Genomic DNA, 16,493 nt, shown 5'->3' with positions numbered 1-16,493 from the left:
GATGATATCGTTTTAAGAACCGACTTTGATTGCGGCTTGTAAGTTTCTGACGGTACAGCGGACATCCTCTCCTTTTCGCTCGAGATGAATGATGCGTTGACAGACAGCTAGCTCTGACTCTTCGATACCTAAACTGCGCAATCGTAATCGCGCTTCATCAATACTTCCAGCGTGTAGCGTAAACAACACGACGTGACCACTAAGGGCAGCATTCATCGTCAAACGTGCTGCCTCCCTTGTCCGCACCTCACCAAAAGCAATCCAATCTGGATCCGCTCGCAGTATTTCCTCAAAACATCGCGTAGCAGTGAAGCCTGCTTTTTCATTTAGTTCCAGTTGTAAGACGTTTGGTACCGTACATTCCACCGGATCTTCAATCGAGATGATTCGTTTTTCTTCCATTGCACTCATCAAGGAATATAACATCGTCGTCTTTCCTGCACCTGTCGATCCGGAAATGACGATACACCCATGTCGTTGTTCAGCTAACCATGCGAAGTCCAATTGATCATGTAACGTTTGTAAAGCCGTTTCTCGAGAGACTGTCGAACGATAAAAACGCCACGACATCGCATCCCCTTGTCGACTCGGTAACAACGAGACACGCATTCCCTTTTTCCCATGTGGATACAAGCCACTTTGCGGAATTCGTTCATTTTGTTCCTTTAAGTTCGCCTCATAGCGAATATGGCTGACAAGCGTCCGGTAACGTGTCAGTTCTACGTCATCTTGTTCACACAGCCCATCGCTCGTTCGACAAACGATTCGGACGCGAGTCTCGTTCGGAACGAAATGAACATCTGTTGCACCGAGTGCTTCGAATCGTTCCATGAGTTGTGTCGTCCATTCCTTCATTTCTACTCACCTCCCTACAGCAAACAATACACAAAAAAAAGAAGCCGACCAAACCGGCTTCTTTATGATACGTGTGCAATTGTCCGATGTTTACGCTTCGCTAATGTCTCAAGACCCGGTTTATCATACCCGATAACGAGTTGTTTTCCATCAGTGATGATTGGACGGCGTAACAACTTCGGATTGTCACTCATGAGGCGTAATAACTCACTGAGTTTCATGTCTTCAATATCAATGCCGAGATCTTTGAAGGCTTGACTGCGTGTTGCGAGCAAACTTTCAATCCCGTCTGTCGATAATTTTAACAGTTCCATGAGTTCATCAACTGTTGGAGCATTTCTGAACAGATGACGTTCCTCTACATCAACATGTTCCTCTTTTAACCATGATTTCGTTTTACGACATGATGTACAGCTTGGATATGTGAAAAAGACTAACTCATTCGCCATTTTTGCTCCTCCTCTCAAAGTGTGGGGTTTCATTACAGTTACTATAGCACGACATTTTGACTTTGTACACCTTTTGTACAACTATTGTACAACTTTTTTTGAAACTTCATCTTTTGTTCACAGTTATTCCTTAACAATCACTAGAACAGGATAGACGAATGATTGTTTGCTTGGTAAAATAAGTACGTATATTGACTATCTGTCGGATTTAGGGGGTTATAGGAATGGGGAGAATGTACCGCGTACTCGGTTTCTGGACTGGTATCATCGCAGTCATGGCATTTATCGGCGCATTGGGTGGCGATGCAAGCTCAAGTGAGCATACGGATTCATTTTTAGTCATGGGCTTCGTCTTCTTGGCACAAACTGTCTTTTTTGCAGCGCTTGGTTACTTGCGTTTAACTGAAAAAACGTATGTCTATATCTTTGGAGCTTACTTAACTGTATTTTTCATCGTCTTTACGTACTGGTCGAACTTCCAGATGTAATGAAAAAAACTCGTCATCCTCTTGGATGGCGAGTTTTTTTGCTTATAGAAACGGATTGGTTTTCATCTCTTGTCGGATCGTCGTATTTGGACCGTGACCCGGATAGACTGTCGTGTCTGCTGGTAGTTCCGCAATGAGTCGATCAAGCGAACGCATCAATACGTCTTGATTCCCACCATAAAGATCCGTTCGCCCGACGCCTTGTTGGAATAGGAGATCCCCACCGAATGCGATTCGTTCTCCCTTGAAATAGAACGTCACACTTCCTGGTGAGTGTCCTGGCGTCTCAAGTACATGCATTGAAAAGTTACCGATTGCCAATTGTCCTGGTTGTAACAGATGATCGGCTGGCTTCATGCGCATCGGCGGCATGCCGAATTTTGCCGAACCATTCCATTCTGGATTACCAAGCCAGCCTGCCTCTTCCGCATGAACGTAGACAGGAGCTTTCGTGAAGCGTCGTAACATATCCACACCACCAATGTGGTCAAAGTGAGCATGGGTCAAAAGGATTCCTTTTAAGGTTGCTCCTCGACTTTCAATTTCATCGAAAAAACGCATATCTTCTGTTCCTGGATCAATGACGAGACACTCCTTGTCCTTAAATAACAAGTAGCCATTCTCAGATGCCATACCGGAAGTGATCATGACGATTTCCATTCTATAAAACCCCTTTTCAATAGACTCTTCCCCTACTATACACGAAATTGTCGAAAGTTCCTGCAACGCCCTCTCGACTTTATCCCGAGAGTCGGATAAACTAAAAAGTGAGATTTAAGTGAAATCTTCGTGAAATTCATAACGTGATTGTTTAAGGGGGAGTACGTCATGCATTTGGATCAACCAATCGGTTGGCTTTTCTTCTTCGTCGCACTCGTCGGTGTTTGGGCCGTCGTTCGTTCACTTAAGAAACGCCAAATGTTTCCACTCGTATTCGCAGCCCTAACTGTCGTCTTATTCGGCTGGTTTGGGATTGCGACATTGATTTACGGCGGTATTCCATCGTAATCAGAGTACACTAAAAAGAGAGGTGCCTCGAGCATCTCTCTTTTTTGTTATTTTATAAAAAGAGTAGACCTACTAGAACGTAGACCTACTCTCAGTATTATCTTACTTATTTTGAAGTTTGAAGGAAACGTAGCAAGTCGCCATAGATGACTTTATCTGAGAGTCCTAATTCTTTCTCAGATTGTTTCGTAGATTGTTTACACATTTCCGCTTGTTCCCCGTCCTTCACTTCTTTTCCTGTCTTACGGTCATAACATGTTTCTTGCGTGTAGACCGTCTTATCTGTTACGACAGAACCGTCACGGAACAACGCATAGTCTTTATGTTGTTTTGAGAAGAGATCGGTACCGAACAAGATCTCATTCTTGAAATCATGACCTAACAGGTGAAGCAATGTTGGTTTAATATCGATTTGACTCGCAACATTTTCGTGTTTGACACCTTTCGTTTGACCCGGTAAATGAATGACGAACGGTACACGTTGCAGTTGCGCAACATCATACGGAGTCAACTCATCTTTGTTCATGAGTTCTGCCATTGCAGCATTATGGTTTGTTGAAATACCGTAATGGTCACCGTATACCATGAAGATCGTATCATCCCACGTACCATCTTTTTTTAGACCTTCGATGAACTTACCGAGTGCCATATCTTGATACGCTAGCGCCTGAACGTAGTGGTTCAGTGTCGTAGAACTCGTTTCAAGCGGTGGTACGAGTTCATCTTCTGGTTTTGGCATCTCAAATGGATAGTGGTTCGTTAACGTAATGAATTTCGAATAAAACGGACGTGGTAAATCTTTTAACATCGGAAGTGACTGTTCAAAGAACTTGTCATCGAGTAAGCCCCACTCCGTCAAATCTGCTGGATCCCCTAAATCATAATCCGTCTCCGAGAAGAAACGATCTACGCCGAAACTGTTGTAGACGATGTCCCGGTTCCAGAATGACTTGTTATTCGCATGGAAAACAGCTGAGTAATAGCCATCTTCTTTCAACATCTCAGGTGTTGCACGGAATTCGTTCTCTCCGTTCGTAAAGAATGCAGATCCACGACCAAGTGGATAGATCGAATTCTCAAGAATGAACTCAGCATCTGACGTTTTCCCTTGTCCTGTGTTGTGATAGAAGTTATCCCATGAATGGGATTCCTTGATCAATTTATTCAAGTTCGGTGTAATTTCTTGACCGTTTGGTGCTTTTAAACCAACGGCAAATGATTGAGCTGACTCAAACGAGATGACGATGACGTTCTTACCTTTATACTTGCCGAACATCGCCGGATTGGCTGCAGCATGCTTCGAATCGATGAAGTTTTGGACTTCTGATAACTCAGAGCTATCCGCAAGTGCTTTTTGCGCAGATGTCTTCGACTGGATGAGTGCGTCATACATATGGAAGTTAAATGTTCCGATGTTCTTAACGAGTAATTCCCGGTCAAAGGCACGTGTCAATAATTCTGGACGTTCTGTCTCAGCAAGCGTCAAGTTTCCAAGGAAGACGACGACTGCTGCGACGAATGCAAGAATTGCGCGCCCACGTGACGCGACGTTTTTGGACATATCCATTTTCCGTAAGAAAAATGGTAAGATGATCAAATCGCCGACGATCAGTAAATCAGCCCAACTTAAAAGCGATGCGAGTGAAGCTGAAACCGTCTCTGCATTCGAAGTTTGGAACAATACTGGCAACGTCAAGTAATCATTAAAGAAGCGGAAAAAAATGATGTCCGCATATAAAATGATGGTTGCGACGAACAGTGTACCGTAGATGAACCATTTTTGGACATTTCCTCGGAAGAAGAAGCTAAATCCAAACATGAAGAGCGCTGAACTAATTGGATTAATTAGTAGAATGAATGCTTGCGCGGAATTCGTTACGGGAACGTTGAAGAAAAGTGTATACGCTAAATACGTTTTTAACCAAATCAATAAGGTCGCAATCCAAAAAAGCTTATGCTCTTTATAAGTACTGCGAACGCCTTGACCCATCTTTAGGCGCATTCGCGACCAGATGTTTGCGTCTTGCTGCATAAAAACCTGCCTCCTAATTTACATGTGCTTTCTGCTTTCAGTTCACACAACTTACATCATAATGTACATATACCCATATCACGTGAAAATTTTACGCTTAGTTTTACAAAAATGCAACCGGAATCCGGAAGATACTTAACAATCACACAATTACTATACGTTTGTAAACAAAAAAAAGATTCGCCGGAGCGAACCTTTCATTGAAATTGAATATTATCATTTTTTCAAGAACATTTGCTTAGCAAGCCATGCACACCCGATGACTCCAGCATCGTTTCCGAGTTCAGCAATCTTGAACGTCGTTGATCCAAAGACACGGGGTAACGCAAACCGTTCAAATTGCTGACGTAGTGGTGCAAGCAGTGTTTCACCTGCTTTCGAGACACCACCACCGATGACGATGATTTCCGGATTGATACTATTTGCTAGATTTGAAATCGCAAGTCCGAGGTGGAACGTCACTTCCTCTACAACATCCGTTGCGATACGATCGCCTTTCTCATACGCTTCAAATACATCTTTCGCCGTCACTGCTTTAATGTCATTCAGTAGCGATTCTTGTCCTTTACGTTTCTCAAGACCAAGACGGGCGATACCCGTTGCTGAAGCAATCGTCTCAAGGCATCCTTTACGTCCACATCCACACATGACGCCATCTTCAGGCAACATCGTGATATGACCGATTTCTCCTGCCATTCCGACCGTACCGTGAACGATTTGTCCGTTCGTGATCAGACCACCACCGACACCCGTACCAAGTGTGACCGCGAGTAATTCTGTTGCGCCACTACCGGCACCTTTCCACATCTCACCGATCGCTGCTGCGTTCGCATCATTTTCAAGTACTGCCGGTAAACCTGTCAACCGTTCGAATTCACCAACGAGTTCAAAATTATGCCACCCGATGTTGACTGCCTTTTCAACGACACCCGTATTAAAGTCGATGAATCCTGGCGCACCAATACCTGCTCCGACAAAATCCTCTGGTCGTTTGTTGCTTTCTTGACACTTCTCAAAAAATGATTTTGCAATATCTCCTGGAATTTGTGCACCATCATTCAGGATCACCGTCTCAATTTCCCATTTTTCTACGATGATGCCTTGCAAATCCAAAATTGCCATCTTCACTGTCGTTCCACCGATATCAATGCCGAGTAACCATTTCATTGCTCTGTCTCCCCTATGCTCATATAATGTCTACTTGTTCATTTTAACGGACACACTCGCATTGCGCAAAGGGTTGCGCAACCTTAAACATTATCGGATTGTGAACGTTTTAATTCATGTCGTAAGATGAGTTTTGCTGAATCATACTGACGTTGCTCCAAAACGCCTGCTTCTTGCAATTCATCAAGTTCGAGCATCATCATCGCAATATCTGATGCTCGATCTCCTAGATAGATGAATGTTCCATACGTCTTAAGTAACTGTTGTACATCATACAGCGTCTTCATCGACCATCGGCTCCTTTACATACGCATGTAGCAAATCATAGGTCGCTTGTAATGACGTCTCATGTGTTCGTTCGTAAGAATGGCTCGATTCAATCCCCGGACCAAATAGTCCGTGTCGAACATCATGTCCCGCACGCATTGCTGCCGAAGCGTCCGAGCTATAGAACGGATAAATATCAACTTTATATGGGATACTATTGCGTTGTGCTAGACGTGTTAGCTGATGACGTAACGCTAAGTCATACGGACCGGAACCATCTTTTGCACAAATCGAGACCGTGAATTCGTCAGAGTGCTGACCATCTCCTAACGCACCCATGTCGACCGCGATATATTCTGCGACTTCTTCCGTGAATCCAGCATTTCCACCGAACCCAACCTCTTCGTAATTTGAAATCAGGATCTGGACCGTGTGTGGCAGGTCGATGGTTTTCCATTCTTTAATCAATTCAAGCAACAAAGCAACCGATGCTTTATCATCGAGATGGCGCGATTTCACAAACCCAGTTTCCGTATAGAGGAAACGCGGATCAAACGTCACGACGTCTCCTACTTCAATCCCCGCGACGCGCGTCTCTTCGGCTGTCGTCGAACGAATATCAAGTCGGACTTCAATATTATCAGCGGACCGTTCCGTTTTGTTCGTCTCGCGTGACGTATGGACACTCGAATGATGGAAAACAATCGTACCGGAAATTGTTTGACCGTCCATCTTATGCACGAGACAGTTCTCTCCTTCGATCGCTGTCCAAGCATAGCCCCCTAATTGTGATAAACTGAGTCGTCCCGTTGGTAAAATCTCTTTTACCATTGCCCCTAATGTATCGACGTGTGCCGTCAGTAACCGCGTGCGAGTTGAAGCACCAGGCAAAGTCGCTAAGATGGCTCCTTTCTCGAGTTTTCGATACGTGATGCCTTCTGCCATCAATCGCTTTTCTACGTATGTAATCGCTTCTTTCGTCGAACCTGTCGGACTTGGAATCGAGACCAGCTCTTCAATCGTACGTATGACTTCTTTCATGTTCATTCGCTCCCTTTCAATCGGACTACAACGTGCTATCCGCTTTGTTTTCATGATAACAAATATTCATTCTTTGTCGGTACTGATATCCTACATCCACTACGCGAAAAAGCTGTAGCACTTTTTTGCTACAGCTTTTTGTCCACACCATATAATGAACTTAGACGTATTTTTTCATCCAAATATCATCACGGTATGTGCCATCTTCTAATTTTACGGAGTCTGGATCTTCGGCATATACTTCAAAGCCGAGCGATTCGTAAAGACTTTGCGCTGCTTCATTTCCTGATAATACGGCAAGAATGACTTGCTCAACGTCTGGTAACTTCTTCGCCTCGTCGATCAAGGCCTCCATCAGAGCACGACCGGTCCCTCCACGATATGCAGGCGAAACATATACTCCGGAAATCATCGCTTTGTGCGATTCACGTGACAGTTCATATGGCTTGACCTGTCCAAACCCAAACAATACATCGCCGTCGAACATACCGAGCCAAATCTCATCGGAGTCGGGTTCTCCTTCTAGACCTTCTCGTACTTCGCGGAGCGGGGTTTGCTGTTCATCGTCAAACGAATGACCGAACGCATCTGGATGATTCTTTAATCCCTCAAGGCGTAGATTCCAGTATTGTTCTGCATCCTCTTTAGTTAATTTTCGAAAAGTATACATGACTGTCGATTCTCTCCTTTTTTGGGTTTCATGACGTACAAATAATAACGGAAAAACGCTTCTATCTCTTACTTAACCCTTTTCTAGTAAAATAAAACCTAGATTTTTTTCTCTTTCAATTTCACTTAAATACAGTAGTGATGTTTGCCTCTTTTTTTCTCATAACAAAAACTCAAAGGTGGACACTAAGATACAGGATCACCATTTGAGTTTTTAAGCTCTCTATTTATGAGGTTTTCGTCATGCTTTGCGCCGTTAATCTTGCAAGACAGGTTCGAGTGTCTGACGCAATACATCAGCAGAATGATGAAACTTCTTCATTTCTTCTTCCGTCAACGCGACTTCAATGATTTCCCGCACACCTTGACGATTGATGATCGCCGGTACTCCGATGTGAATGCCGGAAATCCCGTACTGCCCATCTACATACGCCCCGACCGTCAACAAACAGTTCTCGTTCCCAAGGATGGCACGCACGATTCGAACAAGTCCAAGTCCAATCGCATAATAAGTTGCTCCTTTACGTTCGATAATATGATAGGCAGCATCCCGAACGTTGATATAGATTTGATCAAGGTCTGCTTGAGAATAACGATCGTCCTCAGCAAGTAGTTCATCAATTGTTTTTCCATAAATACGGCTATTACTCCAGGCAGCGAATTCCGTATCTCCATGTTCTCCAAGAATGTAGGCATGGGCATTGCGAGAATCGATGTGAAAGTATTCTCCAAGCATTTGACGCAGACGTGCTGTATCGAGCACCGTTCCTGATCCAAATACGCGTGATTTTGGAAGACCGGAATATTTCCAAGCCAGATGTGCCATGATATCAACCGGATTGGAAGCCACGACGATGAGACCATCAAAACCAGAATCCATAATCTGACGAATCATTTCTTTCATGATCAATGCATTCTTTGCGACGAGATCGAGTCTCGTCTCTCCTGGTTTTTGAGGAGCTCCCGCCGTGATGACGACGACCTCAGCCTCTCGGCAGTCCATATAATCTCCAGCCCAGATCCGCATCGGTGAAGAACTAAACGGGGTTCCGTGGTTCAAGTCCATCGCTTCACCTTCTGCTTTTGCTTTATTGACGTCAATGATGACAAGTTCCTCACAAAGTCCGGCTGTTGACATCTGATAAGCAAAGCTTGAACCGACCGCACCTGCTCCGATTAACGCCACCCGTGTTACTTTCGCATGTAATTCCATCTCGTTATGTCCACCCTTTCATTCGTTCTAAGAGTTTGTTAACTATCTCACAAATAAATTGTAACATCTTTCACATTCTTTGTAATATGTGAAATTAATCACATTTGTCCATTTTGTGTCATCGATATCCTAACATAAGGAATTACCCTGTCCTACTTTGCACTTACCAGAATCGGACGATGATAAACCCGATTCCACTCGCTAGACCACTCGTCATGACGTTTACCGCATCATTTCCAAGAAACCAAATACCCGATACGTAAGCTGTCGGTTGTCCATGATGCTCTCGTTTTTCCGTACGTTCCCCGCAAACTGAACATTCATACACGCGTTGCCACATTGCTCCAAATAGTGTATCGAGCAGACTTCCAAGGACACCGATACCTGCCACAAGTAAGGCCTCTGTCAAAGAAAGAGAGAAGATCCACTGCGCTGCTAAAGCGATGAACGCAGCTCCAGCAATTGTTCCTAACGTTCCGATTAACGACATCGCTCCGCTCGTTCCTGCTGGTACCCGTCGTAATGTTTTCAAAGACCATGGATCACGTCTTGAGAGTGGACCGATTTCCGAAGCCCATGTATCGGCATTCGATGCCGCGATGACGAATAGGAATAACAAGAGATATGCAAAATTCATCGTCATGGCGTAGGCTATAGCAGCGACGAACGCTACTCCTCCATTCGCAAGTACTTGCCATCCGTCACGTGCACCCTCTTTTTCGACGATCGCGTCCACGGATTTTTTTCTAGAACGCCCAATTTTCGATAAAAGACTCGAGCTGCCAAAGAAGAGTAAGAGCACCACTAAACCTTTCAAGCCGAATCCAAATGAGACACCACTGCCGACGAGCATTGTCAAGACAGCCCCGCTTGTCGTCAACAAGCGAAAATATCGTCCAGTCCAGGCGAGAATGAGACAAAATAAAATCGTAACACTTAACATCGGATAACCTCTTGGTCCGTGACGATGAGATCAACTGGGATATCGAAGTCCTCCACTTCAAAATCTGGAAAGAGCTGTTCTGAAAAGGCGATGGATACTTTACAACCTGTGTATGTCACGAGTGCACGATCATAATAACCGCCTCCCCACCCTAAGCGATAGCCATCCCGTCGATAGGCGCGTCCCGGAACGAGACAAAATCCCGCTTGATCAAGTGTAGTGCGACGAGCTGAATCCATTGGTTCTGCGATCCCCATCTGATTATGCTGCAATTGATCTTCTGGTCTGTATTCATAAAAGACCATCTCTTCTCCGACTACTTTCGGTATCAAGACCGTCTTGTCCTCTTGCCACGCTTGTTTAATCAATATGCTTGTATCACATTCATTTCGAAATGCTAACGTGATTGCGACACAAGTCGCTTGTTGCCATTCAGGCAATAACAAAACATGTTCGTGTATTAACCGTTCCTTTTCAGCACGGTTCTCCATCACATCTAATCTTTCTTTGATCAGACGGCGTACTTCTTGTTTGTTCATAACTGTCTTCCTTTCCACAAAAAAAGCCATCACACGAAGTGACGGCTTCCATCTCAATTATTTCACTTCACGGTGAAGTGTGTGTTTACGGAGACGTGGGTTGTATTTCTTCAACTCAAGACGCTCTGGGTTGTTACGCTTGTTCTTTTTAGTGATATAAGTACGGTCACCAGTTTCAGTGCAAGCTAATGTGATTTTAACGCGCATGGAATTCCCTCCTATCTAGCTCTCGATGTATCAAGTGATTTTGCTTTACATAAGGTTAAGCATACTCAAGTATCGTACCAAGAAAGGAAAGGAATTGCAACTGTTCATCCGTTCTTTTTCGGATTCGTCACGTGTTGATATGGTTTTTCAAGGTTCTCTTCAAAACGAAGAGGTTTCTTTTCAACGTGATACTCCTGTTCCACCCCGTTGCGTGACTCTTCCCGTTCTAGATAAACGACAGCCGATTGACGCAATGCGTCTCCTTCAAGTCGTTTTAACGCAACGACCAGACCACCTGAACGATCCGGAGAACGCTCACTCTCGACATCATAAACATTACTGACGAGTGGCAACTCTTTCATCTTGGCGATTGCCTGGGCAGCTGACGCTGTTTCCATATTGAAGTTATGGACGACTTGGAAGTCAACGATCTTCGCCAAGGCTTGCGCCTGACGCAAGAAGGCTAGATTTAACGCAGCCAGTTGATTGTATGTTTGAACGAGCGGTAGACCTGTCACTTGTACCCCGTATACATGTACACCCTCCTCGAATCGATACGCTTCAGGATGTTCCGTTACGACGTAGACGTTCTCTCCCGCTGCCGCTAGTCGTCTAGCTACATCACGAACTGGACGGTGAGATTGTTCGTAATCCCGAGTGAACATTAGAATACCATCCTTGTTCAAAGCAGCATCGCGTTTGACCGCAACATAATAGTCATGAGCCGTTAAGAAAACATCTGGTTCAATGTCTTCATCTTGCAAGAACGGATATTGTTGATAACGCCCTTCCAACCAGTCCATCGTTAATTCTTGTGCATCGAGACGACGTTCGGTTTCTTCAAAACGTAAGATATGCTCACGGAACCGGTTCGCAGCGTACTGTGCTGTCGTCTGTCCGTCTAAAATGAACGGCCAGTCACTTGAGACAGCAAGTAGATATTCTCGAATGAGCTGGCGTTTCGCCTTGACAGTCAATGCATCTTGATGACGATTTCGCGCAACGATTCCTGCTAGTCTCTTTTCGAGCTGGTGGAGATGGCGAATCATCCAGTCGTTGCGCTCGTTGATCCAGACTTCCGCATAGCCTTTTCGTCCCCACGTTCCCATCGCGACATGTGCCGTATCGATGTCTTGGAAGTGACGTTCGAGGAACATAGCTGGTGAAATCGACTCAATCGCCTGATCCTCTAGACGTTCCATCGCTTTACCAAGGAAATCAGGTCCTTCGAACCACCAGTGACCAAACAATTCAGCATCAAATGGTGCTGTGACGAGAAATGGCGGGAAGTCTTGTCCTTGATATGCATCTAAATGTTCACCAAGTGCTTGAGCAAAATCTGCTGCATGCTCACTTGTTCGTTGCCATGCCCAGTCACGCACGTAATAGTCTTTTTGATCCGTCTCACCTGTTACACGATGCAATTTCAAACCGGTATCATAACGTAAGCCTTCCGGATGCATGAACTCAGCAATTTGATCCCATTCCCGATCATACGCGAGATCCCGATAAAACTCACGATAATCAGGATGTCCCGGATATCCGATGACAGAACTCCAGATTTTTCCGGAAATGATTTGATCACGCGGGAAGAGTGCTACGCCGTGTGGAGAATAGACGGGTGCTCCAATTCCGTGTTTTGGTGCTGGATCGGCGTTTAAAATCGAATGTTCATCGACGAACGTATAGCGAATGCCTTCCTCATATAAAATTCGATCAAGTCCTGGCGTATAGGCACATTCCGGCATCCAAAGACCTGATGGACGGAATCCGTAATGGCGTTCAAAACAGTTCAAGCCTGTCTGAATTTCAGAGCGCGCCGCTTGTTCAGACAACATGTGAGGACTGAACCCGTGTGTCGCCGTACAGGTAATCAAATCAAGATAGCCTTGCTCTTTGTAATGGCGGAATGCCCGGTTCAAATCTTTTTCCCAGTGAAGGAACGTATTCAATAAATCTTGATAGCGGTCTTGATAGAATAAAAGAGCATCTCGTTCCTTTTGGTCAAGCTCTCGCTCCAGTTCCTGACGAATCAAACGTAATGTGTCCTCGATATGCTCGATGTAGCGGTCTTGAATCAGTGGATCGGCAAGCATCTCGATGACCGGCGGTGAAATACTGACTGTCCAACCGAGCGGACGTGATAAGCGGTCGACTTCCCACAATAATGGAATGTAGGTTTCTGAAATCGCTTCATACATCCACCGTTCCTCGAGACGATGCGCCTCTTCATGACGGATATATGGTAAGTGTGCATGTAAGACGAGTGAAAAATATCCTTTTCGCATAGCTTCTCTTCCTTTCCTCTCTCTAATTCCATTATCGGACGCGATCGAAATAAGAATACGGGCGTAATACCTCGACCCATTCCGGCTGTTCGACCTCACCGTATTGCCAATGATGCACGACTTCGGCGAAGCGTCCGTCTGTGACTGGTTCGTCACGTGGTGTCTCGACTGGTTTCGAACGTAGTACTGGAACGAAATCTCCATCAATCGTTTGAATGCCCCATTCAATGATGTATGTAGTATTCGGGGCAACTGGTCGAACGAACCAAGCATTCGTCATCTCAGGCAGTTCGAACTGATACGTACGATTCGCTTGTCCTTGTTCGTAATCGACGAGTGTGACGTCAATGATGCGTAACTCTTTACGGAACGAATCAAATGTCGTGTGATAATGCGTTTCTAACAACTGTTTCGACAGTTCAGACAATTCCCAGTAGACATATAACGCAGTCGGTGACTGAACGATCGCATGGAGAATATCATCTTCATAATGCGTCGCCATTCCAAACGCATCACGTTCGAGTGATGGCATCACTTGCACAGACGGTACGACATCTAATACCGGTGCAGTCGATTTTTTAGTCTGTTTGACAGTTTTTGATTTTACTTTCGGTGCTTCTACAGTTGGTTGATCTGTCAATGATTTACGATATTTGGTCCAAGCATATTTAATTTTTCCTTCAGTCGTATCCAATTGAGCTGCGATTTGTTTTGTTGTCAGCCCTTGTTCTTTCATTTTAATGATTTGCTCAAGCATTCCCAATCACCTCTCTGTCATTATTCACTTCTTTCCTATTCTACAAACGTGTTTCGAATCCCTTTACAAAAAAAGTAGGCAGAGGAAATTCCTCCTGCCTACTTAGTTCACCCATTTAAATCATAATGTTTTCCTTTTTCGAGATAGATCAGATGTTCCCCGACGTTCGTCAAGTGGTCACCCATTCGCTCGATATATCGGCAAATGTTCGTGAATTGCATGACTTCATCGACAACGATCGGTTGCAAGGACATATGACGCATATACTGACGGAGCGCCTTGTATGTCGTCTCATCGATGACATTGTCGAGATCAGACAGTGCTTTTGCTTTTTCGACATCTCCATCACGATATGCAACGATTGCGGTTTCCGTCATATCGAGTAATGTCTCAAACGCTTCCTTCAACAAGGAGATATCGATGACGTATGGAAATGTTTCGACACGAAGGACTGCTTTTGAAATATTTCCTGCATAATCCGCAATCCGCTCGAGATCCGATGAAATCTTCATCGCCGTGATGATCCGTCGTAAATCCGTCGCAACTGGTTGTTGCTTCGCGATTAAGAGGATCGCATCATCGTTGATTTCGAGTTCAAGATCATCGAGTTCATTGTCGTTCGCAATGACACCACGTGCGATATCTTGATCATATTTTTCGAGCGCCTCTGCTGTCGTTGCGATTTGTTGCATCGTTTTTCGTGCTAGTAAAAAGACTTTTTGATCGAGTATTGCAAGGTTTTCTCCAAAAATTGTACGGTTCGCTGCCATTCGTCTCGTCTCCCCTTCTTATCCGAATCGTCCTGAAATGTAATCTTCCGTCCGTTTGTCGGTCGGATTTCCAAAGATCCGGTCTGTTTGATCGAACTCGACGACTTCACCATTCAAGAAGAATGCTGTTTTGTCAGATACACGTGCAGCTTGCTGCATGTTGTGCGTGACGATGATAATTGAGTAGTCCGATTTCAACTCTTGGACGAGTTCTTCTACTTTTAATGTAGAAATCGGGTCCAGTGCCGATGTCGGCTCATCCATCAAAATGACATCCGGCTCGATCGCGAGGCAACGCGCGATACAGAGACGTTGTTGTTGACCACCCGAAAGACCATAGGCATTTTCATTTAAGCGATCTTTGACTTCATCCCAAATCGCTGCTCGGCGTAAACTACGTTCCACGATCTCATCAAGGATTTTTTTGTTTTTAACGCCATGGACACGTGGACCATATGCGATGTTATCGTAAATTGATTTTGGGAATGGATTCGGTTGCTGAAAGACCATTCCGACAGACGTCCGTAATTCTTCAACACCATACTCTTTTTCAAAGATATTACGTCCGTGATACTCAATGACACCATTCGTCCGCACGATCGGAACGAGTTCGACCATCCGGTTCAATGTTTTGATGAATGTCGATTTACCGCATCCTGACGGTCCAATAATTGCCGTAACTTCATTTTTTTTGATATCAAGATTGACATCTTTAAGCGCGTGATCGTCACCGTACCATAAATTTAAATTTTTAACGTTATAGACGCTCTCGCGTGCTACTACTGGTTGGTTCATACGCTCTGCCCCTTCTGTGACGACTGATTTCGTATTCAGCTTCGTATCCATCATCTGTCTTCCTCCTTAAAAGAAATCCCTTCTATCTCGTTCGATTAATAGCGTTTAGAAAATCGGTTCCGGATCCAGATCGCAAGCGAGTTCATCGTCAAGAGAATGACCATCAAGATGATGATTCCTGCTGCTGCAAGACCTTGGAAGTCCGCTTGTGGACGACTTGTCCAGTTATAGATTTGAATCGGTAATGCCGTGAACTCTGAAAAGATCCCTTCTGGCGCACGGGCGATGAAAATGGCAGCTCCGACCATGATCAACGGTGCTGTCTCACCGATCGCTCGGGATACAGCTAAGATGATTCCTGTAATGACTCCCGGAAGTGATGCCGGAAGAACGACTTTGAACGTCGTTTGCCATTTCGATGCACCGAGTGCGAGTGATGCATGGCGCATCGCTTGTGGCACGGCGCGAATTGCTTCTTGAGAAGAAACGATGACGACCGGAAGACTCATCAATGCGAGTGTTAAAGCTCCAGCAATCAACGTCGAACCGAAGCCCATATTACGTACGAAGAACGTTAATCCGAGTAATCCAAAGACGATCGACGGAACACCTGCGAGGTTCGAGATATTGACCTCGATGAACGATGTCATCCGACTCTTTTTTGCATATTCTTCTAAATAAATTGCTGCTCCAACACCAATGATGAAAATCATCGGGATGATCAGGAGCATCAAGAAGATCGATCCCATTAACGCTGGATAGATTCCGGCACGTTCCGCACGACGAGATGGTGCGTTTTGTAGAAATTCAAGTGATAACCACGAAGCACCGTCACGGATGACGCCGAATAGGAGAATACCTAAGACGACGAGACCGAAAAACAGACCGACGAGGAAAATGACTTTCGTTACATTGTTGACGACGAGGCGTTGGCTAATGGATTTCTTAACTGCGACCGGGTCGATGAATTTTTTTGTGACAGGTTGCTTTTCTGGTAAGGCCATC

General features: G+C 44.8%; 19 protein-coding genes. 2 read left to right on the top strand and 17 right to left on the bottom strand.

All coding sequences use genetic code 11. The features are described 5' to 3' along the window. Nucleotides 1-12: 12 nt before the first annotated feature. Nucleotides 13-855: an ATPase, T2SS/T4P/T4SS family gene (locus tag ACY2IG_RS04840; protein ID WP_056060197.1), complete on the bottom strand. Its 843-nt coding sequence runs from the start codon at nucleotides 853-855 to the stop codon at nucleotides 13-15. A 62-nt stretch (nucleotides 856-917) separates the two neighbouring features. After that, nucleotides 918-1,304: a Spx/MgsR family RNA polymerase-binding regulatory protein gene (locus ACY2IG_RS04835; protein ID WP_035409130.1), complete on the bottom strand. Its 387-nt coding sequence runs from the start codon at nucleotides 1,302-1,304 to the stop codon at nucleotides 918-920. 224 nt (nucleotides 1,305-1,528) lie between these two features. On the opposite strand from ACY2IG_RS04835, the gene ACY2IG_RS04830 reads away from it, so the two are divergent. Next, nucleotides 1,529-1,792, top strand: a complete 264-nt coding sequence (locus tag ACY2IG_RS04830) for a DUF2626 family protein (RefSeq protein WP_023467555.1) — start codon at nucleotides 1,529-1,531, stop codon at nucleotides 1,790-1,792. 42 nt (nucleotides 1,793-1,834) lie between these two features. Here ACY2IG_RS04830 and ACY2IG_RS04825 read toward each other — a convergent pair whose 3' ends face one another. After that, complete coding sequence (locus tag ACY2IG_RS04825) at nucleotides 1,835-2,452, bottom strand: MBL fold metallo-hydrolase (protein ID WP_329470328.1); 618 nt, start codon at nucleotides 2,450-2,452, stop codon at nucleotides 1,835-1,837. Between the two features lie 168 nt (nucleotides 2,453-2,620). Here ACY2IG_RS04825 and ACY2IG_RS04820 point away from each other — a divergent pair, with 168 nt between their 5' ends. Continuing rightward, on the top strand, nucleotides 2,621-2,800 hold the full coding sequence (locus tag ACY2IG_RS04820; protein ID WP_035409134.1) for a DUF2759 domain-containing protein: 180 nt from the start codon (nucleotides 2,621-2,623) through the stop codon (nucleotides 2,798-2,800). A 106-nt stretch (nucleotides 2,801-2,906) separates the two neighbouring features. On the opposite strand, the gene ACY2IG_RS04815 is transcribed toward ACY2IG_RS04820, so the two are convergent. The 14 genes from ACY2IG_RS04815 to pstA form a co-directional block, all read right to left on the bottom strand. After that, nucleotides 2,907-4,832 (bottom strand): LTA synthase family protein, encoded by a 1,926-nt coding sequence (locus ACY2IG_RS04815; protein WP_462618416.1) that lies wholly within the window; start codon nucleotides 4,830-4,832, stop codon nucleotides 2,907-2,909. 216 nt (nucleotides 4,833-5,048) lie between these two features. Then, on the bottom strand, nucleotides 5,049-5,999 hold the full coding sequence (locus ACY2IG_RS04810) for an ROK family glucokinase (RefSeq protein ID WP_056060191.1): 951 nt from the start codon (nucleotides 5,997-5,999) through the stop codon (nucleotides 5,049-5,051). Nucleotides 6,000-6,082: 83 nt separating this feature from the next. After that, a complete protein-coding gene (locus ACY2IG_RS04805; protein ID WP_035409139.1) occupies nucleotides 6,083-6,286 on the bottom strand; it encodes a YqgQ family protein in 204 nt (67 codons plus the stop codon). Continuing rightward, a complete protein-coding gene (locus tag ACY2IG_RS04800; RefSeq protein ID WP_462618415.1) occupies nucleotides 6,270-7,307 on the bottom strand; it encodes a M42 family metallopeptidase in 1,038 nt (345 codons plus the stop codon). The genes ACY2IG_RS04805 and ACY2IG_RS04800 overlap by 17 nt, the downstream gene beginning before the upstream one ends. 160 nt (nucleotides 7,308-7,467) lie before the next feature. Continuing rightward, nucleotides 7,468-7,977 (bottom strand): GNAT family N-acetyltransferase, encoded by a 510-nt coding sequence (locus ACY2IG_RS04795; RefSeq protein ID WP_035409143.1) that lies wholly within the window; start codon nucleotides 7,975-7,977, stop codon nucleotides 7,468-7,470. A 255-nt stretch (nucleotides 7,978-8,232) separates the two neighbouring features. Continuing rightward, a complete protein-coding gene (locus ACY2IG_RS04790; RefSeq protein ID WP_035409145.1) occupies nucleotides 8,233-9,189 on the bottom strand; it encodes an L-lactate dehydrogenase in 957 nt (318 codons plus the stop codon). A 163-nt stretch (nucleotides 9,190-9,352) separates the two neighbouring features. Further along, nucleotides 9,353-10,132, bottom strand: a complete 780-nt coding sequence (locus ACY2IG_RS04785; RefSeq protein ID WP_462618414.1) for a DUF92 domain-containing protein — start codon at nucleotides 10,130-10,132, stop codon at nucleotides 9,353-9,355. Further along, nucleotides 10,126-10,671 (bottom strand): 5-formyltetrahydrofolate cyclo-ligase, encoded by a 546-nt coding sequence (locus ACY2IG_RS04780; protein WP_035409149.1) that lies wholly within the window; start codon nucleotides 10,669-10,671, stop codon nucleotides 10,126-10,128. The genes ACY2IG_RS04785 and ACY2IG_RS04780 overlap by 7 nt, the downstream gene beginning before the upstream one ends. Before the next feature lie 57 nt (nucleotides 10,672-10,728). Beyond that, the gene (rpmG, locus tag ACY2IG_RS04775; protein WP_012369771.1) at nucleotides 10,729-10,878 is read right to left on the bottom strand and encodes a 50S ribosomal protein L33; all 150 of its coding nucleotides are present in this window, start codon (nucleotides 10,876-10,878) and stop codon (nucleotides 10,729-10,731) included. Between the two features lie 104 nt (nucleotides 10,879-10,982). Further along, on the bottom strand, nucleotides 10,983-13,166 hold the full coding sequence (locus ACY2IG_RS04770) for a 1,4-alpha-glucan branching protein domain-containing protein (RefSeq protein WP_035409150.1): 2,184 nt from the start codon (nucleotides 13,164-13,166) through the stop codon (nucleotides 10,983-10,985). A 31-nt stretch (nucleotides 13,167-13,197) separates the two neighbouring features. Then, nucleotides 13,198-13,923: a DUF4912 domain-containing protein gene (locus tag ACY2IG_RS04765; RefSeq protein WP_290748879.1), complete on the bottom strand. Its 726-nt coding sequence runs from the start codon at nucleotides 13,921-13,923 to the stop codon at nucleotides 13,198-13,200. 107 nt (nucleotides 13,924-14,030) lie between these two features. Next, nucleotides 14,031-14,693 carry a phosphate signaling complex protein PhoU gene (gene phoU / locus ACY2IG_RS04760; RefSeq protein ID WP_035409154.1) on the bottom strand — a complete coding sequence of 221 codons (663 nt, stop codon included), beginning with the start codon at nucleotides 14,691-14,693 and terminating at the stop codon, nucleotides 14,031-14,033. A gap of 18 nt (nucleotides 14,694-14,711) precedes the next feature. After that, entirely contained in the window at nucleotides 14,712-15,488 is a 777-nt protein-coding gene (gene pstB, locus ACY2IG_RS04755) for a phosphate ABC transporter ATP-binding protein PstB (protein ID WP_052019099.1), read from the bottom strand. 95 nt (nucleotides 15,489-15,583) lie between these two features. Further along, nucleotides 15,584-16,492: a phosphate ABC transporter permease PstA gene (gene pstA / locus ACY2IG_RS04750; RefSeq protein ID WP_035409158.1), complete on the bottom strand. Its 909-nt coding sequence runs from the start codon at nucleotides 16,490-16,492 to the stop codon at nucleotides 15,584-15,586. Between the last annotated feature and the right edge of the window lies 1 nt (nucleotide 16,493).

It is taken from the genome of Exiguobacterium sp. EF_C8 (assembly GCF_054956715.1).
The sequence above is the reverse complement of the archived record's forward strand: the minus strand, read 5'-3'. Positions and strand labels throughout refer to the sequence as shown.